Here is a 20784-nt window from a genome sequence, read left to right on the forward strand (position 1 = left end):
CGACCGTGTGTTGCTCCAGCGGGACAGCTGTTACCGACCCTGACCAAGGCGACGCCGGCCGGCGCGACGCTCAGCGCAGCTACTGGGGCCTGACGGTCTCCTCGGTGCTGTAGAGGAAGAAGTAAGGGTGCTTCTCGATTTCCCGCAACGCCTTGCGCCGGTCCTGAAACGCCTTCACCGTCGGCGCTGCCGCCGCCGCGCCGATCACTGCGGCAGCGCCCAGCCAGGCATCCATGCCGGCGGCGAAACTGAGGCTTCCGAGTCCGGCGGCCGGCAGCGCCGACTTGAGTGGGTCGACGACACCGGCAGTGAACTTCCCGGTGAGGGCGCGCAAGGACGCATCCTGTCGGACCCGTTCCTCGATCTCATCCAGGGCAGGTTGCACCTCCTGGATCCAGCGGGCATTGAGCACGGCGCCGAACTCCGGGTCTTCGGGGGGCACGTCAAACCCCGACGACAGGCCGGCTACCACCTTTCGGAATCTGCCCAGCGGAGCACGCAACTCCTGCCGGATGTCAAGAACCTCGGACATGTCCGCGAAGGGGAAACTTGGAAGCCGGTCGATGAATCCGGTTCCGGCAGCGGCGTTCTTGCCACGAGCCAGTGTGGCTTCGGTCCTCGTGAAGTAGCCTGCCTCGAGGCCAAGGCGTGCGAGGTCGCCGGTGCTGGCGTCGAACAGGGGATAGCTCTGACCGGCCGACAGCGATCGGTCCACAACGTCGACGTATCTTTCGAGAAGGACGTCGGAGGGAAGGTCGTCGAACTCCTCCTCGGTGTGGACCAGAGGTTCGAGCGTCAGGACGCCCTCCTGGATCGCCAGGATCAGTTCATCGCCACCGAGTTCCGCGATGTTCTTGCGGGCTGTCTCCCGGATGTCGTCGAGACCTTGGTCAAATCGTCGCAGAAGGGACGCTTTTTCGCGTCGCTGGGACGGGCTGAGTTCATGACGGCTGGGAAGGGAGTCCAAGGCCTCGCTGAGCTCGCGTACGGGCTCGGTGGCCGCCCGCATCGTCTCGCCGCCGTCACGGACAGCGCGTTTCATCACGTCGTGGAAGGTCTGTGCCGTCACCGACACGATGCCCATCGCCGCGACCAGAGCGAACAGCCGCGGGCTCGCCAGAGTCACATGATCCGCGTACAGCAAGGCAGAGCGGCAGGTAGCCACTTCCCGATCGAGTGCGGCCCCTCCGTGCCCGACGCCGAGCACGGCGACGACATTCAGCTGGGGTGTCTTTGCCGCCGACGAGATCGGCCTACGTTTGCCACGCCTACCCATCGTTGTAGCCCTCACCGGTTCATGGGCCAGTTACGGCCGTCCTTGCGGAGCCCCACGTGCGCCATCGCAGCCACCGACGCCGTGACGGTCCGAACCTTGCTATCGCACCTCGATGTGGCTGACCTTCGACCACTGGAACGAGTCGAAGTATTGGTCCCCATGCTGGTTGATCTCGTCGAGGGCCCCGGTCGCGCCGTGGTCGGCGAACGCCGTCCGCAGCCGCTCGTACTGGCTGGGGGTCAGCGTGAGGTCGATCGGCGGCCGCGGCCGTTTCGAGTGGTCGGAGTCGCCGATGATCGGGCCGCCGTTGCCGGTCACGGTCAGGCGCATCTGTTTGCCGGGCCGGGCCGGTTTACCGCCCGCGTCGACGGCGACGCGGCGTAGCCGCTGGTCGCTGCTGAACTCGTCGCGGATCTTCTCGGCCCGGTCGGCCTTGACCGTCTTGACGTCGCCGGCCATCAACCGGCGGGCCTGCCGCGGGGACACTCCGAAGTGTTCGGCGATGGCCTTGGTCTTGTCGCGGCGCCCGCCGAACAAGGCGTCGCGCATGAGCCGCATGGCGGCGCCGAACGCCTTGGGGTCGCGGCCCGCGTCCTTCATGCCGGCGAGTCCCTCGAGGAACGGGTCGCGGCCCGTGCTGCTCATGCCGGCCTCCACAGGGTGTCAGGGGTGATCAGGTCGGTCAGCGGTGGTGTGCCGCGGCGGTGTTCGGCGGCCGCGGCGAGCCGGGCGCTCAGCCAGTCCCGGTAGACGGCCATCGGGATCACGGCCTTGGGCTTGTAGGCGCCGTTTCGCTGCAGATACTCCCCGCCTTCGAGGGAGCCGATGCGCATCCCGGCTGGGGCGGCCGCGAACGGGTCCGCGGTGTCGGCGGCGAACAGCACCAGGTCGGCGTCGACGAGCAGCGGCTGACGGCCGCTGGTCTCGGCGATGGTGTGCAGGCCGCGCCACTGGTTGGCCGCTGCGACCGCCTCGATGGTGGCCTGCCAGTGTGGGTTGACGTGCCGGTGGCGGCGGTAGGCCACCAGGTCCGGGTCGTGGTCGTTACCGACGTGGCGGGCCTTCTCCCCGAACTTGCCGATGCCGTGCTTGTAGGTCAGCTGCAGCGTGCGGCGCAGCGCGTCGTCGTCCGGATCACCGCTGCCCACCAGGTCCTTGATGGAGTCGCTGAGGATCTTGTACCAGTCCTCGCAGTAGCGGGTGGTCCGGGACCACACGTGCGCCTCGCGGACCTCGATCCGGTAGCCGGCCTCGGCGGCCTGGGCCAGCACCGGCGTCGGATACCAGAACCACTCGCTCACGCTGCGGGAGCGGTCGCCCTCGGCGCGGGCCGCCTCGATGCGGGCCCGCTCGGCGCCGCGCGCGCCGTTCGGGTCGAGCAGGTGCGGCAGCCCCCACCAGGGGTTGTCTTGCCAGCGGGCTCGCCACAACCCCGTCACCTTCGGGTCGAACACGACCTCGCTGGTGAGGTGTTCGGCCTCACCCAGGCCGAGCTGGGCCTGCCCGGCGGCGGGCAGGAACTGCCGGTTGATGTCGTAGGCGACGACCAGGGGCGTGGATTCCTCTTCGCTGGTCAGCGGCCGCTGCCAGGAGAACTGCCAGCGCACTACCCGGTTCGCGCTGACCCGGTCCAGCAGCGGCGCGGGCGGGGTCACCGGCTCCCCCTGACTGATCTTGCTGCCCTTGGTGGGGCGGAGCTTGCCCAGCAGCCGCAGGCCGCTCTCGCCGGGCGACAGGATGTACGCCTGATTGGTCGCCGCGGCGTAGCGCTGCAACCGGCCTGCGAGGGTGGCCGGGGCGGGGTCGTCGTCGAGCAGCGGCGGCCGCAGGGAGTCGCCCACCAGCAGGCCGGGGAACACCAGCCATGCGGCGGTCCGGTCGCTGTCGGCGGGCAGCACCTCCATCCAGGGGGCGAACGCCTGGCCGCGGGTCTGGACCCGCCAGCCGGCGGCGACGGCCGCGTCGACGAACGGCTGGGCGGCGGCGCAGGCCTCGGCGAAGGCGTCCTCGCCCTCGTCGCGGTCCCGGGCGACGGGCAGGCCCAGCCGCCCGGCGAGTGAGGGGGTGACCCACACCTGCCCGGCGTCGGGAACCAGCTTGCGGGTGGGATCGCGCCAGCCGACCTCGTGCGCGACCGCGATGGCGGCCAGGTCCCCGGCGTGCGCGACGGGCGGCAGCGGGATCACGCGGCCGTCCGGGAAGTACACGCCGTCGACGTCGGCGACCACCGCGGCCGGCCGCGGCGGATCGGGCTCGCGGCGCGTCCGCCCCGCAGTCCGCCGCGCGGCCGGCGCCGGGATCACGGCTGTCTCGGGCGTACCGGCGGCCGGGCGGGCTGGGGCGACCGGGTTGACCGTCGGCGTCGCGGCGGCCGGCCGGCGCTCGGGTGCTGCCGGGGCGGCCTCGCGGCGCGCGGCCGGGGGCCGCCAATCGGCCGGCGGGTCGTCGTCGGCCGGGACCATCGCGTCCATCTGCTCGATGTCCAAACCTGCCCACAGGTCATCCTCGCCAGCCTCGGTGACCGAGGCGGGAGCGGGGGCGTCGACGAGGTTGCCGTCGGCGTCGAACCGCAGCCCGGGCAGCGGCGCGCAACTGATGTGCAGCGCGATCGTGCGGGCGGCACCGTAGACGGTGCCGCAGGCCGTGCCGCACGTCAGGCAGGCGGGCAGCTGCGGGCCGCCCTGCGAGGGCCGCGGCAGGTACACCGTCTCGAGCACCTCCGCCGGGTGCCGGTCGCAGAACAGCATGGAGGCCTCCTTCCTCGGGCTGGGGATGACGGCCACGGGCTGCAACACCGGCCGCGCCCGGCGCCGCGTGGCCACGGCCGCCGGGGCGGCGGGTTCCGCACCGACGGCCACCGGCAACTCGACCTCGGACGGCTGCTCCTCCGGTACCGGCTCGGCCGCCCAGTCAGCAGCCGGCCACCCATCGGGGTAGACCGGCGGCAGGACCGGGTTGGGCCGGTCACCCGGCCACGCCGGCTCACCGCCCTGATTGTCGATGTCGAGCAGCCACGCCAGGCTCATGTCCCACAGCCGGTCCCGCCCACCGGACGGCAGCGTCACCTTCGGCGGCCGCGGCCGGCCCCCCTCGGTGCGCCATCGGATCAGGTCCCGGGAGACCAGCCGGGAGAACAGCACAGGCTCGGTGATCTCGAAACCGCGGGCGACCTCGGCCGCCAGTTTGCGGGCCACCGCGAGCGCCCCGGTCGGCTCGACCAGGATCCGCTCGGCGTCCTCGTCGACCCAGCAGATCACGTCGCCCTGCCCGTCGTAGATGAAGTCCGTGCCGATCTCGCTGGTGTGCGACATCTTGGGCCGGTATCCCAACGACATGGCCAGCGGCATGGCCGGCATTCCCCCCCCGGCGCGGGTGACGGCGCGGATCTCGCCGCGCCGCAGCGCGGAGCGCAGGTAGGTGCGCAACCCTTCGATCTCGTCGCTGTCGGCCCACACCGCGGCCTGCGCCTGCCCCGCGTCGCGCAGCCCCCGGTAGGCGGTGACCCACAGCTCGTGCAGCCGCTGTCCGGGTACGCCGAGCTCACCCAGGTAGGCCAGGAACAACAGCCACCCGCAGGCCATGTAGGACAGCGGCGCGGCGACCCGGTTCGGCAAGCCCTCGTCGAGCAGCCGGATCAGCAGCCGCTCCCGGCCTTCCGGCTGGTCGCGCAGCCGCTTACGGTGCCAGTCCATCAGGTCGCGGGCCTGCGCGAGCCGGTCGCCGGTGGCCAGCCACCGCAGGAAGCCGGCCATGTTGGTGCCGAGCTGATCCCCGAGCTCGTGCAGCTCGGCGAGGTGGTCGATGGACACCGAGTCCGGGGTGAACGCCAGCTCGAAGAACCGCTCCTGCGCCGACCCGGCCCGGGCCCGCACCTCACCGGAACTGATCAGCGTGGCGCGCGGGGTGCCGGAGCGGCGCGGCTGCCCCTTGATGTCGAGCTTGTCGCGGCGGACCCGGTTCGCGCTGGCCCGGCCGATGTCGTTGAGCTTGACCTCGGCGTCCTTGATCCCGTGGTCCGGGGCCGCGTCGTCGAGGAACAGCACACAGTCGGCGCCCCGGCACATCGCATCGTTGATCCGCAGCGGGGTACCGCCCACCGACGCGGCCGACATCATGCCCTCGTCGAAGCCCAGCCGCGGGGCGAAGTGCTTGTTGAACAGCGACCCGATGGACGTCTTCCCCGAGCCGGGCCCGCCCTGCAGGTGCAGCACGTTGCCGTTACGCCGCACCGGCGCCCCGAACACGGTGCCCAGCAGCGGCGCCGCATACGCGGTGGGCAGCTCGTCGAGCAGCCGCAGCGAGGCCTGCGCCGCCGCCACCGCGGCCGCCGTACCGTCCGGCGCGGCCGGCAGGTGAACCCGCTCGTAGACCTGGTCGAACGCGGTGCGGACCTCCACCGCCCCGCCCGCGGTGACCGCCCCACCAGCGTGCACGTACATCAGCCCATGCCCGGGATGTTCGCGCCAGCCCGGCGACACGTACACCGGCACCCGCACCCGGTGCGGCTCGACCGCCAGCCGGATCGCGGTGACCGCGTTCTGCCGGCCACCCTTGGTCGGCGGGTAGTACACGTCCGGCCAGGGAATGTCCTGCAGCCACACCCCGTCGGTCCAGTCGTCGGCGCTGACCCGCTTCTCGGCCGAAACGAGCTCCTCGCCGGTGTCGGGATCCTCCCGCCACAGCCGCACCACCCACGCCGAGGTCGGCGGGGTACCAGTGACCGGGGTGCCGTCGTCCTCGTACTCGATCGCGACCACCTGCGCGGCGCAGCCCAGCAGCACCTGGTAGTGCACCTCGCCGCTCGGCCGAACCTTCCGCTCGACCAGCTCCCCGCGGCGCAGCAGATACACCGGCCGGGTGTTGTCCGGCTCCGGCACGGCCTCACCCTGCGGACCACCGCCACCGTCACCGGGCGGTGCTCCCCCGCCGCCGCCCGCCTCGCCGTCGAGCAGCCGGCCCGGCAACGGCAGGTGGACCAGATTGTCGAACCGCTGCGCACGGGCCGGCTTGAGCACCTGCAGCGCCCGCAGCACCTCGGCGGCCTCGACCGCGACGACCTGATCCAGGCTGCGCCCGGCCTGCAGATGGTCGGTGATGTCCTTGCCCACCGCGGCGACCACGATCCGCACGTCGGCGGCCACCCCGCTCAGCGCGTGCGCCACCTCGAGGGCGTGCTCGTAGCCGGTGGCGTCCCGGTCGGCGACCACCACCACCGTCCGCCCGGCCAGCGCCTCACTGTGCGCCGGCTTCCACTTGCCCGGCCCCTCCCCCATCGGGTTGGTGGTGGCCACCTCACCCAGCCCGACCAGACTGTGGACGTCCTTCTCCCCGCCGACCACCCACACCGTCGCATCGGGGGACGCGCCCGCCAGCTGCCGCGCCCGGTACAGCGGCAGCTCCAGGCCGCGCAGCCCGTAGCCCTTCCAGTGCCGGCCCCGCCCAGCCGGGACACCGGCACGGCGCTGCCGGAACGTCTTGGCGCCACCGTCGAAGTCCGGCTCGATCCGGTCGACGTGCGCCACCACGGTCCACTGCCCGTCGACGACGTCCTCGTAGTCGTAGGTGGCCACCACCGCCGGCTCCCCCGCCGCCGGCGGCCGCGGCACGGGGGCCGGCGGGACCAGCGCCGCAGGGATCGACACCTGCGGCGCTGCAGCCGCGGCAGCCCGCGGGGAACGCGCGCGGCGACCCGGACCGGTGCGGGCCCGAGGCGCCCGCACCGCAGGCTTGGGCTCGAGCGGCTCGTCGAACAGGTCCGCGGCGCTAAGCCCCAGCGCCGCGATCACCTGCGAGGGGTCACCCTTACCGCCGGCACCATCAGTGCAGCCAGCATGGCAGTGCAGCAGAGTTTGCCCGTTGCGCCAGTCGATACTCAGCGAAGCGGTACCGTCGTCGTGGGTAGGGCATTGGGCCTGCAGGTGGTCACCGCGCGCGGTGACTTTCAGGCCAGCCTCCCGCAGCCGGTCGTACACCAGATCCAGGGAAGCGCGCAGGCCGATACCACGACGCGCACCCAAGTTTCGGGCACCCGAAACTTGGGCAGCACTCAGGGCATCCTGTAGCCTGCTCACTAGAAACGCCTTCCCAGGCATAGCAATGGCACCCCGTGGTGCGGGGTGTGCACAACCGGGATCTCAGCGGCGCCAACCGCGACGATCCCCGAATATTCACTGAGCGAATGCGCCCCCCGATGACCGATTGCCGCCGGTTGGGGGGTGCTCCTCTTTCCGGGCCCTGCCCGTACCCCTGCTACGCGCTCTGCGCCTCCAGCCGGTAGTACGCCTCGAGAATCTCCGTCAGGCGCACCGCATCCGACTGGCCGCGACTGTCCGCGTCCTGCTTGAACCGCTGCGCCAGTGGTGTGGGTACCCGTCCCTGCACGAGCTCCGGCTCGATGCCCTCGAACGGTGTGCCCGTGAAGCTGGGCGGGCGTCCACGGCGGCGCCGCTTCGTCTGCTCGCTCATGACGCACATCTTTTCGCATCAAAAAACCGGAGGCATGCACCCGGGTCGGCGTGTCGGCATCTTTGATCGCCATTTTCGTCCTGTTTGCCCAGCTCCCCCCTGGGCCCGGGCGGCACCGCTCGGGCTCGCTGCGGTCCCGCGCCGGTGTGCGTGGCGACGTGGGCGCGGTCACGGCGGGCTCTCCTTCCGGTGTAGTTGGCCAGGGGTGCGGACTCCTCGCAGGACCTACCAGTCGGCGTCCTCTGCGGGCAGTTGGCCGGCGGCGTCGTCCAGCCAGAACACGACGTGGACCGGTACCGGCTCAGTCCCTGCCAGCCAGGCCTGCACCTGGACCCGGGGAACCTCGAGCCAGTCGGCGACGACGGCCACGCCTCCCAGCAGGTCGATGTAGGCACCCAGTAGATCGCGGCTGGAGGGGCGGGCTGCACTCACCATGGCTGTCTCCATGCTCATCGCCTCCTCGAGGTCGTTGATCGACAAGGGCAGATGACCCATCCACCCTGCATGGCGGTGATCTCCTCTGGTAGTTGACGGGGGTTGACGCGCATCCATGGATGTCGATCAAGCCGTGTCGCCTAGCGCACGGTCATGACCGACCCATTGGCGTCGATGCGTCGGCCAGCGCTTCATCGAGGGCGCGTTTGGCACCACATCAGCGCCGCCGGGAAGCGCCTTCGTCGTGGAGGCGCTGATAATGCAGAGCTCGTAGATAGCGGGCTCGGCGGTCGGTATAGGGCCGGGACTCGCTGTCGACTGTGGCGAGCAGGCGCGTTGTTGCCGGGTCGCGGCGCCGGTTTCGCATCAGCGGTTCTGCTGGTGGACGGGGGTCGGCTGCCCGCTGCGCCCGCACGTTGGTCTGCTGCCGATGGCGTTGCGCAAGATCCCGTCGCACTGGGGCCGTTGCTGGTAGTCCGACACCGTGACACCTCCCGGGCAGTTGGCGGTCTTGCTACCTCATCAACGCGCATCTACCCAAACATTGCGTGCATTCGTGCAAGTTGTCAAGACGTTCGCGCAACTTGCTAGGACGTCACCGCCAGGTGGTAGCCACTGGGGCGCTGGACTGCGGGCCCCCGAGCGTCAGGGCTGTGCAAATGCACGCATAGATGCGACGATCGGGTAACAGTTGCTCGTCATGCCCGCAGGAGGTAATGACATGGACGAGATGACCTTGGAGTTCCTCTTCAAGGACCATGGTTCCGGCGGCGGCGGGTGCCCCGCGGCGTACCGCACAGACCGGGACACGTTCGTCATCCAGGGTTGGCAGCTCACTGAGCGCGAGACCGCGCAACTGCGCCAGCTGGCACCGGATGAGGCTGGCGTAGAGATACCAGCCAACATCGTCGACCAACTTGTGCGCGCCCGTCTCGACGGCAGGATCTGATCGCCGAAGTCAGGGGTTCGCTTAGGTGAACCCCTGGGTAGGGCCCACCTTCCAACACATACGGAACTACCAGTTCAACCCTCGGGCTACGAACCTGGCCGTCTACGAACCCGAGGAAGCGGATCATGAAGACACCACAGGTAACTGAGATGCTGACCCGCCACGACGGGCTCGCTACTCGGCTGCGTACCGCGCGCGGTGAGATGCCCGCTAAGAAGCTCGCCGAGAACCTCAACTGGCACCAGTCCAAGATCAGTCGGATTGAGGGCGGTAAGCAGCTACCGACGAGCGAGGAACTGGCCCTCTGGGCGGCAGTGACCGAGGCTGGCGAGGCGCAGCTGGAGCAGTGGCGCGCCATGCTTGCCGAGGCCCAGCAGCTGCGATCAACTTTTGACCGACGCTTCCGCGACGGCCAGCAACCAGTGCAGTCGGCCTACAACCAACTGATCGAGTCATGCACGACTTTCAGATTCGCAGAGATGGTATGGATTCCGCGATTTCTGCAGACGCCCGACTACACCCGAGCTGTGCTGCAGCTGATGCACGGCAAGTACGGATCGGTCGATGACGTAGCGGAAGCAGTCGCCACCCGGCAGGCGAGCGTCCGCTTTCTCTATGAGCCAGGACGTCGGTTCGAGTTCATCCTGCACGAGAGTATTCTGCGTTCGGGCTGGCCGACTGCGGAGATTATGCAGGGCCAGCTCACCCTTCTCCAGGCCGCCATCGGGCTACCCAACGTGCGTCTCGGCATCTACCCCCTGGATGTTGCGGTAGGGCAGCCGATGACCGGATCATTCGAGCTCTACGGCGATACCTGCTACGTCGACATCGTCATCGACGACGAGAAGCGCACGCTTGCTGACGAGGTGGCTAAGTTCAACAGAGAAATGGACGTGCTCTGGGAATCTGCGGTCGAGGGTGACCGTGCACGGGCCCTCATTAACGACGCTCTGCAGCGACAACGACGCACCTGACTGGAGGAACCCCATGGGACGTGCCCTAACCGATGCCGGACCAGAGACCGAGTTCTGGCAGCAGCTGCGCGACTACGACCACAGCGCCTGGCGCTTCGAGCAGCAGCGGCAGTACGACATCGGCTATGAGGAGACGCAACTACGGGCTTTCCTGGATGGACACCCTGAGTCGCCCATGGAAAATCCTGAGTTGGGGGCGTGGATGCGTCAGGTGGCGGCACAGACACGAGCAGGGAAGACCATCGGCCGAGTGCGCATCGTCGACACCCCGATCACCGACTATCAGCGGTGGATGGCATGGATGGACCGGTGGAACACAGAGGCGGGCGAGCAGATTGACTACCTCCTGCGTTCGATGCTGAATCAGCTTCCACCCGCGCCTTTCGGTGACACCGACTGGTGGCTACTCGACGAAGGTACGTCCCAGGCGCGAGTTATGATCATGCATTTCGATGAGTGCGGGTATCGCCGCCTAGTCGAGTTGGAGACCGATCCAGCCGCTCTGTCCGCCGCATCTGAATTCCGGCGGCGGGTCGTGTCACTTTCGCGTAGGCAGGCAGAACGGCCAGCAGCGCGCTGACCTACCCATTTGTAGGGAGAACCCCCGCGTATGCGGGGACTGTTGCCGTCCTCGCCTTGTAAAGCGCCGGGCAGGGATGACCCCCGTGTGTGTGGGGACGACGTGCCGAGGAAGGCTCCTACAGTAGCCGAACGGGCCGGCGGGGTTAGTGGAAGAAGGCCACCACCGATCGCCGCGACTGATGGGCTTCGCTGAGCCACTGGAACACGTCGTACGCGGCGTCCTGGAACTCCTCCGCGATGTCGGCCGCCCCGGCGCCGGCCAGGAGCCGCGCTGGCTCTTCGAGAGATCCGTACTCCTGATAGCCGATTCCCGGGAAGCCGTCGATTCGCGGCAGCGGTACGGGTGAGCCACCGAACACCAGGTTGAAGGTGGAGAAGCCGTCGGCGAGCAGTCCCGCGCCGGCGAGTGCCTCGTCGACGCGCTGGCACCAGTCGACCGGGACCGGCATCCACCGAGGGTTGTCCAGAAAGGTGCCCTGCAGGTCGCACAGGTGCTCGAGGAAGTAGCCGTACGCGAATCCGATTCGTTCGTCGTACGGCTCACCCATGATCATGTGTCGGGCGACCTCCGAGAGCGTGATGGCCGTCCTGTCGCCGGTCACGTCGTCGATCAACGCCTGCACGGCCGGGTGGCGCTCGGTGAAGCTGGCACCGTACCGCTGCGCCAGTGTGGTGTCCCCGCTTCCGATCTCGGCCCGAACACGGTCAAGATCGACTGCCCATGCCATCACCCCGTAGCCCATCGCGGTCCTCCCCCGTGGTTGCTGATCATCCAAAGGGCCCGATCGTAGCCGTGGCCTGTGACGCATCGCCGCGCCTCGAGTGCGGATGGGTACAGGCAGCGTCAGCCGAACGGGACGCGCACGCTGTCCGGTCCGCTGACATGCGGCACCTGTGCCGACGGTGCCCCTGCGCCGGGACAACTTCACGCGGACGCGTGGCCGGCAATCGTCCGGATCATGTCGGCACTTCGTGGCCGGCCTTACTGTGCGGTTTCGGTGTCAGCGTGGGGCTTGCTCGATGCGGTACTGCTCGGCGACGGTGTTGAACTCCTCTCCGGCGCCAGCTGTCACGCTGACCGTCATCCGTGGGCCGACGTGCGCCTGTACCCGCTTGGTGACCTCGTCGGCGGTGTCGCCGGTGGTCCACAGGAGCAGCAGCAGTACCGGCTGTCCCGCCTCGTCCTCGGTCTGGCTGAAGCTCCAGGGCACGGGGCACGGCGGCGGATGGTCCTCTTCGGGACAGAGCAGCCGGGCCAGCGGCTGCTGGAGGTCCTGGGCGGCGTCGATATCCGCGCAGCCGACGATGCGGATCTCGTATCCGCGGGCGATGTCGTTTGGCACCGCAACGACCCTAGCCGGGCGGGAGCAGGGCCACATCGGGAAATGCTCCTGCGGGGAATCCGCCGCAGACCTCCGACGAGGCGCTGGCCAACTTCACGCGGACGCAGGCCACACCGTTGGCCAACCTCGAGCGGACTGGCCAACTTGGGCCGGACTGGACGCACGCGGCGGCGCGAGGGCGCCAAAGCCATATGGGGGATTCGTCGCCAAGGTGGGGGCAGTGGGGGCAGCAGGTGAGTCCTCACAGGTCAAGGACATGTTCAGGCCGCCCCGCGCGGTGAGGGCTGGTGGGGCACTACACGGCGTGTCACACGGCGTGTCGCGGCGGAACTGCAGGTCAACGTGGGTGCGGAAAGCCGCCGCTTCGGAGTGGGGGCAGTGGGGGCACTCCTCGGCGTGTCGCACGGCGTGTCGCGCCGATCGTGTTGACCGACAACTTTTTGTCCCGGTCGCCGACGACTTTCTGTCCTGAGTGCCGACGACCTGTTGTCAGGGTGGGGTAGGCAACGACGGGTTGTCCGGGGACCAGCCGTGATCGCTACTGGTAGCGGCTGAGGCTGAAGACGACGTCGGGGTGGAGTTCGGCGTGGTGGGGGCCGTTGATGCAGCGCAACAGGCCGGCGGTCTTGAGTTGCTGCTCGGTGTCGAGGTGCTCTTGGCGCCAGCCGGCGTAGTCGGGGGTGTTGCCGAGGGCATGGGCGGCGAGCAGCACGTTGGCTTCGTTGACGGTCAGGGCGTTGCGGTAGCCGGCGGCTTCGGTGACGGCTTGCTGCTGCTCGGTGGTGAGGATGTCGCGGCGTGCGGTGATGGTCCAGGTCGCGGGTGGTATGCGGCGCAGGGCGACGGGGCCGGCGAGGCTGGGCTGGTCGGCGGCGTGGTGCAGTGCGGCCGCTACCCGGTCGAGGGGCCATGTCAGCGCGGTCGCCAGTTCCTCCGCGGTCAGCGGCACGCTGCTGGTGGCCAGGGCGGTGAGTACGGCCAGGGCGTCGGTGTCGAGGTCGGCAGCCCGTGCTGCGGCCGGCGGCTCACGCCGGTTGGCCAGCACGGGTTCCAGCGCGGGGACCAGGTCGGCGGGGTGCAGGTCGAGCCGGGCGGCGAGTTCGATCAGGGTGCGGACCGACTGGCCAGCGAGCCCACCGGAGGTGTCGTAGCGGTGCAGGTGGTGCGGGTGGACGCCGAGGAGGTCGCCGAGTTCCCATAGCGACAGTCCGGCGGCGTGCATCCGTTGCTGCAGCGGGTCGTCGTCATTCATCGCGGGCTGCCTGGTAGCGGTAGGCCGGGCGGCGGGCGGCCGCGTACCGGTCGAGCTGGGCCAGGGCCAGGCCACGCTCGACCAGCCAGCCCTGGGTGCGCCGGGTCAGACCGACGTCGGCGCCGTACTTGCACGGGTCGCGGTGTAGCCACGGCGGGTTGAGGTTGAGCCGGCGGCAGGTGCGCACGGCGGCCTCGCGCAGCATGGCGGTCGGCTCGCGTCGGGGGTCGAGCCGGTGGACGAAGTACGGGTCGTGGTCCTCGGCACCTTGACCGCGGCGGTAGGCCAGGTGCGCGGCGATGATCGATCGGGCGTGTCGGGGGATCAGGATCGTGCCGGCGCAGGCACGTTCGGCGATCCCGCTGGGGCTTTCGGCGCTGAGCAGGGCATGGGCGAGTCCGTGGTGGTGACCGGTGCTGCTGTCCGGCGGCCCATCCAGGTAGGAGCCGTCGTCGGCGACGTGGCCGACACGGAGGCAGTGCAGATGGATCGGGGCAAGGTTGAGGTGCAGCGCCAGCGCGGTGGCTGCGGCGCTCGCTGTACGTGCGCCCGTGTTGATCGCGGCGGCGGCGGTGCGGGTGAGGTCACCGGGGAGCCGTCCGCCCGGGTCGGGGCCGAGCGCGTCCGGGGTCCAGCGCAGCAGGATGGCGTGGCCGAACAGGGCGGCCTGGGTAGCGCGGAGGGTGATCAGCGCGGTCCCGGCGTCCGGGGTCGGGCCGATCTGCACGTCGCGCAGCCAGCCGACCAGCGGCGCGGCGACGTCGGTCAGCGCCGGCGGCAGGATCAGCAGGTCGTCGCCGGGATGTAGGTGCCGCAGGTGCGCCATCCACTGGTCGGTGCGCTCGACGGCGCCACGGTACTCGGCGTCGACGCGGGTGAACGCGTCCCGGCCTAGGTGGCGGCGGCAGGCGGCGCGGAAGGTGGTGAAGTCGGCCGTGGGCAGGGTGGGCGACGCCGGTGCCGGCGCGGCGGCCAGCTTCGTCGCGGGGTGTGGGTCCGGCATCCGGCTGTGCATCGTGGTGACCGACATCCGCGCGACGTGGTAGCCGGCAGCGGTCAGGTTCTTGACCTCCAGGGCGGCGGCCTCATCGTCCGGGCCGCTCCAGATCATCCATGGTGTCGCGGCGGCCCGGGTGGCGGCTGCGGCCAGGTCGAGTAGCCGACCGCGCGGCAGCTGGTGGGCGCGGTCGATGACCAGGTCGGTGATGCCGGAACCGATCAGCCACGCCACGGCGCTGTCCCACACGTCGGGTTGGCGCAGCCGGAACTGCTCGTGTTGCATGACGTGGGGCAGCTTGCCGAGTGCGGCCAGCAGGTCGAATCCTGTCGCGGTCCGGTCGCCGCCGCCGGGGGTGGGTCGCACGACGACGGGCTGGTAGTCGTCGCGGGCGCCGGGGCTGCGCCGGTAGCTGTCGACGATGCGCAGATACCTCGCGGTGTCCGGGGGGTCGTCGCCGTTGTCGACCCAGCCGAGCCACGGCCCATCCCCCTCGGAGACTCTCACTGCAGCCCGCCCAGCAGCGCATATGCGTTGCCGGTGACGTCGGCGTCGAGAGTGTCCAGCTCTGCCTCGCGGCATAGCGCCGCGGCGGTGTGGGTGAACACGGCCCAGTCGCGCAGGGTGCCGTGGGCGTACACGACGTCGATGTCGGCCAGCAGCGCCTCGTCGGCGTCGGCGTAGATCGGGTGGTAGCCGCGCATCAGAGCAGGCACCTTCTCCCGGGTCAGGGGCTTGAACGGCAGCCGGCGGAACACCCGCGAGCGCAGCATCGGCTCCCGGGAGAGCACTTCCCAGCAGCCGTCGCCGCCGACGTAGAGCAGCGCGAACCGGGTGTCGGTGTGATCGTGCAGATGGCGCAGCAGCTCGATGCACTCGCCGTTGAGCCGCTGCGCCTCGTCGACCACGACCAGCCGCGGAGTGCCGGACAGCAGCCCGATCAGCTGGTTGATCAGATTGAAGCGGTTACGGGCGTTCGGCACCGGGCTGCCGGTCAACGCGCGCACCAGCTCGGCGGCCACCCGCAGCATGGTCGGCTTGGACGGGAACGCCAGCGAGCAGGTCACCACCCGGTGTTCCCCGGCGTCGCGCAGCCGTTCCAGGTTGGCGTCCACCGCGAAGGTCTTTCCGGTGCCGGCCGGGCCGTGGATGACGCCGGTGGCGAGCTGGTCGACCAGGTCGTCGACGACGCGGGCGGCGAGTTGGTACGTCGGGGTGGGCAGCGTGGTGGCGCCGGGCAGGTTGAGGAAGTGGGCGGGCATCAGCTGGTGGTCTCCCTCGCCGCCGTGGGGTCGATCAGTCCGAGCAGGTTCGTCTTGGCCCGGCGGCGCAGCAGCTCGTCGGCGGCCCGCCCGGTGAGTTCTCGGGCGCCGCCGGCCGGGATCAGGCGCGACTCGGCCGCGCCGACCTCGTCCCCGGTCAGGGGGGCCAGCTCGGCGCGGGTCCGCGCCGCCGCCCGCCGCCGGGCCGTACCGAGCCGCTTGGTCTCGGCCTTGGCATGCAGGCGGAACGCCTCGACCTGCTCGGCCGACAGCTGTCCCTGCGGGTAGGCCGTGCACAGGTGTGCCCCGTCCAGGTAGACCTCGACGAACCGGTCGTCGTGCGGCATGAACCGCACGTGCACGGCCTGCCCGCCGCGGCCCTGCAACTCGGGAGCGACGTAGGCCAGGCCGTTGAACCGGACGCCGTCCTTGTTCACCGTCCGCTCGACGCCGGCCAGCAACAGGTGCCGCAGCGTGGCGGCCTCCACGCGGTGCAGCGCACCTGGGTCGTCGGTCCACGCCTGCGCCGGCGTTCGCCCGCCCAGCATGCTGTGCGGACGCTCGGTGTTGTACCAGCTCACCCACGGGGCGAACCGTTCCGCGACGAACCGCTCGATCCGCATCGGAGTGACCGCGGCGCCCTCGGCCGCTGCCCGGTCGACCGCCCGGTCGGACAGCGGACCATGCAGCCGGCCGGCGGCGTCCCGCGGGCCCTTGGTGTAGCCGGGCAGCCCGCATAGCAGCGTCTGCTCGATGCTCTGGTGGATCCGCTCGATCTTGCCTTTGCGGTGCGCGTGGAAGCCCGGTAGCCGGTGCGAGTCCACGCACAACGCGGCCAGGGCGTCCTTGACCGCTTGGGCGGCGAACTCGAGTCCCCGGTCCACGCGCACCATCGCCGGGATCGCGCCGAACGGTCCGCGGGTCTCGTCGACGAGCAGCGCCATCCGCAGCGCGGTCAGCACGGTGCCGGTGTGCGGGGTCAACGCGATCGTCCACCCCACCAGCGCCCGGGTGCCGTCGTCGATGATGCTGGTCAGCCACGGGCACACCGCTGGCCCGCGCGGCGGCAGTACCAGGATCGGCAGCTGCTTGTGGTCCATCTCCCAGACCACGTTGCGGCCGGTCACCGGCCGGGTCAGGTAGACACTTGCCGCCCGACGACCCTCCTCCCCGGTACGCCAGGCCGCCAGCTCCGCCGGGGTCAACTGGCGCTCGAACGCCCGCTGCAGCGTCCGCTCGCTCACCGTCGCCGCCCCCGCCCACCCGGCGACCAGGAAGTCCGGCACCGGCGCCCCCGCCACCCGACCCAACCCGGCCACCACCGCGGCCCGGGCCCGGGCCACCGCAGCGACGTTGCCCCGATAGTGCGCGAACGCCTCCCGGTCAGTGTCCGACAGCGCGTACGCGGCGAACCCGCGCGGCCCCGGCTGCCCGCCCTTCGGATCGATCCACCGCCGCACCGTGCGGGGGTCCACACCCAGCCCGCCGGCCGCCAGCCGCACGTGCGCCGGCGTCAACGAGCCAGCCGCCCGCAACGCGACCAGCCGCGCCACCGTCGTCGCCCGCTGCTCCGGGTCGACCTGGCCCACCACGGATCCTCTCCGGCGCGTCCGCGGCCCCGGGCCGCTGTCGGAAAACACGAACGGTCAACCACACACAGAGATCCACTAGCCACTGTCCGCAGTGACCACGCCGCACCCTAGTCAGAAAACCGTCAGAAAATCAACGTTCAGGAATCCGCACTCACCAACGGACGAACCGTACAGTCGAGGGCCATGACGGCCATCGGCTACGCCCGCGTCTCCACCCGCGAGCAGAACCCCGCCCTGCAGCACGACGCACTCACCAAAGCGGGTTGCGCCCGGGTGTTCACCGACACCGCCTCCGGCGCCCGCGCCGACCGGCCCCAGCTCGCCGCAACCCTCGACTACCTACGGCCGGGCGATGTGCTGGTCGTGTGGCAGCTCGACCGGCTCGGCCGCAACATGCGCCACCTCATCGACACCGTCAACGCCCTCCACGAACGCGGCGTGCAGTTCCGCTCCCTGCGGGAGAACGTCGACACCACCACCGCGTCCGGGAAGCTGACCTTTCACCTGTTCGCCGCACTGGCCGAGTTCGAGCGCGACCTGCTCCGCGAGCGCACCACCGCCGGGCTGCAAGCCATCGCCACCCGCCGGGCCCGCGGCCGCCGAGGTGGCCGGCCCCGCAAGATGACGCCGGAGAAGATCGCCGTCGCCCGGCAGATGTACGCGTCGCAGACCTTCACCGTCGACCAGATCGCGGCCACCCTCGGCGTCACCCGCGGCACCGTCTACGCCCATCTCAACCCCACCGCCGCACGCTGACCATCCACCTGGCCGCTGGCGGCCCCATCCCTCCACTCCCTGCGTGAGGAGCCGAACCGGTGACAGTTCTGGATGTGTACTTCCTCGCGGTGCACGAGCCGTACCGGGCGGCAGAGCACCCCATCCCCATCAACGCCACCATCGTCCACGCGCAGACCCTGCTGCACCGTGCCGTCCCGCAGCCCGACGGCGGGCTGATGTACCGGTGTCTGACCGAGTTCCCCAGCCGTCGCCCGGGCTGCGTGGTGCCCCTGTCGACGCTGACGTACGAGCTCAACGGCGGCGCCGGCTGGATCCACATCGGCGACTGGGAGGCGGTCGTCAACGCGGTCGTACGGCTGAGCCGTCAGCGCCTGTGCGATGCGATGCCGCTCGGCCTGCCCGCGGCGGCCGCCAGCCTGTTGGCCCAAGGGCCCCACACCGAGCACACGATCTACTACGCCGACGCGCCCCCGGCACGAGTCGGACCGGCACAGCGGCAACACCAGCTCGACCAGCTGACCGACGCCGTCCGCGGGTTCGTCGCGCAGGGTCCGTTCTGGCCGGGTAGCGACCTGGCGCCTCCACCCCGCGAGCCTGCCACCCTGCCATACCAACCCTGGTCACGCAGCAAATCTCGGTGAGCCCGACCGAGCCCGCCAACAGGGGACAGAAAGTCGTCGGCGTGGAGGACAACAGGTTGTCGCTCACCCCGATCAACGCCACCACCGTCCGCGCGCAGACAGCCTTTTGGTTGGTTCAGGCCATCGAGAATGGTGGCGTCTTCCCGGCGATGCAAGGCTGGTACTGCCACTCAACCTGCGGCTCCGAGGAGAATCCCGATGTGTCCCGCCGCTGACGGCGCCCGAGCAGGCGATGCCGTCCCGGTGCGCCGGTTCGAACTGGCCACCGATGAGCCGGAGCAGGCCGTCGAGATCGTGCGCGCCACCTACGCCGGCACCCGGATCAGGATCTCCGGCGATGCCGGCGCCTTCCGCTACCGGCAGCGCACCATCGAGGCCGGGCCGCTGGCCGTCGACGACATCACCAACCCGATCACGGTCGGTGTCGACTGCCCCCCGTACAGGTATCTATGCGTGGCCACGGCCCGCCGCGCCCAGGCCAGCTTCCACGCCCACGGCGACGAGCTCCAGATCGGCGCCGGCGACACGATCGCCTATCCGGTCGGTGAACCGTTCACCGGGACCACCCGCGACATGGACACCAGACTGCTGCGCCTGTCGCTGGCGCCGGTCGCCGCCCGCGCCGGCATGGACCCCGACACGTTCCGGCTCACCGCGCTGACCCCCACCTCGCCCGCGATGGGCCGCCACGTCCGTGCGACCGTGCACTTCCTGCACCGGGCCCTGGCAGACCCGGACACCGCCTTGAGCCATCCGCTGGCCCTGACCAGCGCGCTCGACGTGGCGGTCAGCGCCGTGCTGGCGGCGTTCCCGCACACCAGCGATCCCACCGCCGTCGGCTCCCGGCGGGTCCGGCCCGCCGTGATCCGCCGTGCCGTGGCGTTCATCGACGCCCACCCCGACCAGCCGATCACCCTCGCCGACATCGCCGCCGCAGCCGGGATCAGCGTCCGCGGCCTGCACCACGGCTTCCGCCGCCACCTCGACACCACCCCCACCGTCTACCTGCGCCGGGTCCGGCTCGCCCACGCCCACCACGACCTGCACGCCGCCGCTTACGGCGACGCGGTGGCTGCGGTCGCGCGCCGATGGGGCTTCGGGCACCCGGGCCGGTTCGCCGGCTACTACCGCACCGTCTACGGACGCCCACCCTCGGACACCGGGCACGACTGATCATCCGGGGGGCCTGCCACCTGCTCAGCAGCGGTGTCGTTGTCTCACCAGTACGGTGGGCCGGCCGCTGGCGGACACTCACCTATCCGCCAACAAGGGGTGCCGGCTTCCAGCGAAAACATCGCTAAGCGGTTGATCTAGGAGTGAGGCGGCGGCCCGTCGAGCACGTCGAGCAGCCCGGTGACGTCCAGGACGCGCTCCACGATGCCGTGGACGCCGGTGACACGCAGCGTGCAGCCCTGTTCCGCCGTGGTGTGCTTCGCGGCGATGAGGGCGGCTATGCCGGTCGAGTCGAGGAACGTCACTGCGGTCAGGTCGATGATCAGGTGGGCGGGTGTGTGGGTGGTCAGGGCTTTGTCCACGGCGGCGGTGACCTGTTCGGCGCTGGCCATGTCGATCTCACCGGTGGCGAGCAGGCGGACGGTGCGATCGTTGTCGGGTTGGGTGCTGATGGCGAGGTCGGTCATGTCACGCCGCCGTGGTGGTGGTGGTGGCTTGGGCGCGTTCGAGGACGCGGTACACCGTCTGCCGGGACACCTCGAACAGCTCGGCCAGTTCGGCGATGGTGTGCTCGCCGGCGGCGTGCAGTTTGAGCAGGTGGGTCTGCCGGGCGGTGGACAGTTTCGGCTGCCGGCCCTTGAGTTTGCCCTTGGCCCGGGCGATGGCCATGCCCTCGCGGGTGCGCATCCGTAGCAGGTCCACCTCGAACTCGGCGAACGTGGCGAGGATGTTGAAGAACATCTTGCCCATGGGGTCGGTCGGGTCGTAGATCATCGTGCCGAGCTGCAGCCGGATGTCGCGGCCGACGAGGGTGTCGCCGATCTGCCGGGCGTCGGGTACGGAGCGGGCGAGCCGGTCGAGTTTCGGTACGACGAGGGTGTCGCCGGGGCGTACGGCGGCGAGGGCCTGGTCGAGGCCGGGCCGGGCCCGGGTGGTGCCGGAGTAGGCCCGGTCGAGGTAGATCCGGTCGGCCGGCACGGCGAGGTCGAGCAGGATGCGCCGGTTGGCTTCCAGGTCCTGTTTGTCGGTGGAGCACCGGGCGTACCCGATCCGGACGGCGGTCACGGTTGGTGAGCGTACCGGATAGCCCCCGCTCATCGGACAA

At 70.3% G+C, this 20784-nt stretch carries 20 protein-coding genes; 7 read left to right on the top strand and 13 right to left on the bottom strand.

Annotation, left to right across the window (positions count from 1 at the left end):
- Nucleotides 1–79: 79 nt before the first annotated feature.
- The 5 genes from ACMCNK_RS00080 to ACMCNK_RS00100 form a co-directional block, all read right to left on the bottom strand.
- Complete coding sequence (locus tag ACMCNK_RS00080; RefSeq protein WP_412734282.1) at nucleotides 80–1126, bottom strand: hypothetical protein; 1047 nt, start codon at nucleotides 1124–1126, stop codon at nucleotides 80–82.
- A gap of 249 nt (nucleotides 1127–1375) precedes the next feature.
- Nucleotides 1376–1921 (bottom strand): hypothetical protein, encoded by a 546-nt coding sequence (locus tag ACMCNK_RS00085; protein WP_412734283.1) that lies wholly within the window; start codon nucleotides 1919–1921, stop codon nucleotides 1376–1378.
- Nucleotides 1918–7293: a hypothetical protein gene (locus tag ACMCNK_RS00090; protein WP_412734284.1), complete on the bottom strand. Its 5376-nt coding sequence runs from the start codon at nucleotides 7291–7293 to the stop codon at nucleotides 1918–1920. The genes ACMCNK_RS00085 and ACMCNK_RS00090 overlap by 4 nt, the downstream gene beginning before the upstream one ends.
- 232 nt (nucleotides 7294–7525) lie before the next feature.
- Entirely contained in the window at nucleotides 7526–7741 is a 216-nt protein-coding gene (locus tag ACMCNK_RS00095) for a hypothetical protein (protein ID WP_412734285.1), read from the bottom strand.
- A gap of 225 nt (nucleotides 7742–7966) precedes the next feature.
- Nucleotides 7967–8221, bottom strand: a complete 255-nt coding sequence (locus ACMCNK_RS00100; protein ID WP_412734286.1) for a hypothetical protein — start codon at nucleotides 8219–8221, stop codon at nucleotides 7967–7969.
- 676 nt (nucleotides 8222–8897) lie between these two features.
- Here ACMCNK_RS00100 and ACMCNK_RS00105 point away from each other — a divergent pair.
- From ACMCNK_RS00105 to ACMCNK_RS00115, 3 genes are all read left to right on the top strand, one after another.
- A complete protein-coding gene (locus ACMCNK_RS00105) occupies nucleotides 8898–9125 on the top strand; it encodes a hypothetical protein (protein WP_412734287.1) in 228 nt (75 codons plus the stop codon).
- Nucleotides 9126–9250: 125 nt separating this feature from the next.
- Nucleotides 9251–10099 carry a helix-turn-helix domain-containing protein gene (locus ACMCNK_RS00110; RefSeq protein WP_412734288.1) on the top strand — a complete coding sequence of 283 codons (849 nt, stop codon included), beginning with the start codon at nucleotides 9251–9253 and terminating at the stop codon, nucleotides 10097–10099.
- 13 nt (nucleotides 10100–10112) lie between these two features.
- Nucleotides 10113–10679, top strand: a complete 567-nt coding sequence (locus tag ACMCNK_RS00115; protein WP_412734289.1) for a DUF6879 family protein — start codon at nucleotides 10113–10115, stop codon at nucleotides 10677–10679.
- Between the two features lie 145 nt (nucleotides 10680–10824).
- Here the strand turns inward: ACMCNK_RS00115 and ACMCNK_RS00120 are convergent, their stop codons facing one another.
- The 6 genes from ACMCNK_RS00120 to ACMCNK_RS00145 form a co-directional block, all read right to left on the bottom strand.
- Nucleotides 10825–11424, bottom strand: coding sequence for a hypothetical protein (locus tag ACMCNK_RS00120; protein WP_412734290.1), 600 nt, complete (start codon nucleotides 11422–11424; stop codon nucleotides 10825–10827).
- 258 nt (nucleotides 11425–11682) lie between these two features.
- Entirely contained in the window at nucleotides 11683–12024 is a 342-nt protein-coding gene (locus ACMCNK_RS00125; RefSeq protein ID WP_412734291.1) for a hypothetical protein, read from the bottom strand.
- A gap of 538 nt (nucleotides 12025–12562) precedes the next feature.
- Nucleotides 12563–13276, bottom strand: a complete 714-nt coding sequence (locus ACMCNK_RS00130) for a helix-turn-helix domain-containing protein (protein WP_412734292.1) — start codon at nucleotides 13274–13276, stop codon at nucleotides 12563–12565.
- Entirely contained in the window at nucleotides 13269–14780 is a 1512-nt protein-coding gene (locus ACMCNK_RS00135; RefSeq protein WP_412734293.1) for a hypothetical protein, read from the bottom strand. Before ACMCNK_RS00135 ends, ACMCNK_RS00130 begins: the two co-directional genes overlap by 8 nt.
- The gene (locus tag ACMCNK_RS00140; RefSeq protein WP_412734294.1) at nucleotides 14777–15535 is read right to left on the bottom strand and encodes an AAA family ATPase; all 759 of its coding nucleotides are present in this window, start codon (nucleotides 15533–15535) and stop codon (nucleotides 14777–14779) included. Before ACMCNK_RS00140 ends, ACMCNK_RS00135 begins: the two co-directional genes overlap by 4 nt.
- On the bottom strand, nucleotides 15535–17124 hold the full coding sequence (locus tag ACMCNK_RS00145) for a Mu transposase C-terminal domain-containing protein (protein ID WP_412734295.1): 1590 nt from the start codon (nucleotides 17122–17124) through the stop codon (nucleotides 15535–15537). Before ACMCNK_RS00145 ends, ACMCNK_RS00140 begins: the two co-directional genes overlap by 1 nt.
- Nucleotides 17125–17310: 186 nt before the next feature.
- On the opposite strand from ACMCNK_RS00145, the gene ACMCNK_RS00150 reads away from it, so the two are divergent.
- Genes ACMCNK_RS00150 through ACMCNK_RS00165 form a run of 4 tightly spaced genes read left to right on the top strand, consistent with a single transcriptional unit; the run spans nucleotide 17311 to nucleotide 19679 of the window.
- Entirely contained in the window at nucleotides 17311–17883 is a 573-nt protein-coding gene (locus ACMCNK_RS00150; RefSeq protein WP_412734296.1) for a recombinase family protein, read from the top strand.
- Nucleotides 17884–17942: 59 nt separating this feature from the next.
- Nucleotides 17943–18506: a hypothetical protein gene (locus tag ACMCNK_RS00155; protein WP_412734297.1), complete on the top strand. Its 564-nt coding sequence runs from the start codon at nucleotides 17943–17945 to the stop codon at nucleotides 18504–18506.
- On the top strand, nucleotides 18503–18721 hold the full coding sequence (locus ACMCNK_RS00160; protein ID WP_412734298.1) for a hypothetical protein: 219 nt from the start codon (nucleotides 18503–18505) through the stop codon (nucleotides 18719–18721). The genes ACMCNK_RS00155 and ACMCNK_RS00160 overlap by 4 nt, the downstream gene beginning before the upstream one ends.
- On the top strand, nucleotides 18705–19679 hold the full coding sequence (locus ACMCNK_RS00165) for a helix-turn-helix domain-containing protein (protein ID WP_412734299.1): 975 nt from the start codon (nucleotides 18705–18707) through the stop codon (nucleotides 19677–19679). Before ACMCNK_RS00160 ends, ACMCNK_RS00165 begins: the two co-directional genes overlap by 17 nt.
- Nucleotides 19680–19816: 137 nt before the next feature.
- On the opposite strand, the gene ACMCNK_RS00170 is transcribed toward ACMCNK_RS00165, so the two are convergent.
- Together ACMCNK_RS00170 and ACMCNK_RS00175 are read right to left on the bottom strand one after the other, a co-directional pair.
- Nucleotides 19817–20146 (bottom strand): STAS domain-containing protein, encoded by a 330-nt coding sequence (locus tag ACMCNK_RS00170; protein ID WP_412734300.1) that lies wholly within the window; start codon nucleotides 20144–20146, stop codon nucleotides 19817–19819.
- 1 nt (nucleotide 20147) lies between these two features.
- Nucleotides 20148–20744 (bottom strand): recombinase family protein, encoded by a 597-nt coding sequence (locus ACMCNK_RS00175; protein WP_412734301.1) that lies wholly within the window; start codon nucleotides 20742–20744, stop codon nucleotides 20148–20150.
- Between the last annotated feature and the right edge of the window lie 40 nt (nucleotides 20745–20784).

Origin of the sequence: Krasilnikovia sp. MM14-A1259, from assembly GCF_047159535.1 — a bacterium.
GTDB lineage: Bacteria > Actinomycetota > Actinomycetes > Mycobacteriales > Micromonosporaceae > Actinoplanes.